Source organism: Nitrobacter sp. 62-13 (assembly GCF_001896955.1).
GTDB lineage: Bacteria > Pseudomonadota > Alphaproteobacteria > Rhizobiales > Xanthobacteraceae > Nitrobacter.
Genome location: NZ_MKRN01000213.1, coordinates 4,774 through 5,734, shown reverse-complemented (window position 1 = coordinate 5,734; position 961 = coordinate 4,774). Strand labels below are relative to the sequence as shown.

At 62.7% G+C, this 961-nt stretch carries 1 protein-coding gene; it reads left to right on the top strand.

The window, feature by feature from the left end; all coding sequences use genetic code 11:
• Nucleotides 1-260: 260 nt before the first annotated feature.
• The coding region (locus BGN91_RS17565; RefSeq protein ID WP_292615344.1) for a PhzF family phenazine biosynthesis protein at nucleotides 261-961 on the top strand (701 nt) is incomplete at its 3' end.

Genomic DNA, 961 nt, shown 5'->3' with positions numbered 1-961 from the left:
GGATCGGTGCCCTTCGCCGATTGTTAGCGCGCATCGAGATCTGGCGCGACCGCGCACACCGCCGGCGCCAGTTGGCAGAGATGAGATCCAGCGAATGGAAGGACCTTGGCCTCAGCCGATGGGATGTAAGGTGCGAGGTCAACAAGCCATTCTGGCGACCGTGACACATTTGCGCTCTTCTGACGGCGGCCGGCACTGGCCTGTCTTCTGATAGTCGTCTCAACCCCGCAAAGGAACGAAGCATGCGAACCTTTCCGTTCGTGACGGTCGACGTCTTTACAAAGCAGCGCTTCGGCGGAAACTCCCTCGCGGTGTTCCCGAACGCTGTCGGCCTCACTGACGAGGAGATGCAAGCACTGGCCGCTGAATTCAACTTAAGCGAGACGGTCTTCATCCTGCCCCCAGCCGAATCCCAGCACACAGCGCGCGTGCGGATTTTCAGCCGCACGACCGAGATGCCGTTTGCCGGCCATCCCAACGTCGGCGCGGCCTATGTGCTTGCACGTGAAGGGCATGATCGTCACGGACTGCTTGTCTTCGAAGAGATTGCGGGTCTCGTCCGCGTGGAAGTCGCACGCGACGCGCTGGGCGAGGTCACCGGTGCCACAATCGCCGCCCCCGGCGTCCTTGAGCGCGGCATGCAGATCCCTGTCGACGTAATCGCACGCTGCGCGGACTTGTCCCCCGAAGACATCCTGACAGCGACCCACCAGCCTGTCGTCGCGTCGCTCGGAATCTCCTTCGTCCTCGCCGAGGTGGCTCCGCATGCTCTCGCCGGCGCGATGCCGAACCTGCAAGCGTTTCGCGAAGCAGCGGCAGCCAGGCCCGAAATGAAAGGCCGCTTCTCTCTGCATTTGTACGCGAAGATGGACACTGGAATACGCGCACGCATGTTTGGTCCCCTGAGCGGCACCGTCGAGGACGCTGCGACAGGATCGGCCAACGCAACTCTGGGCGCGCT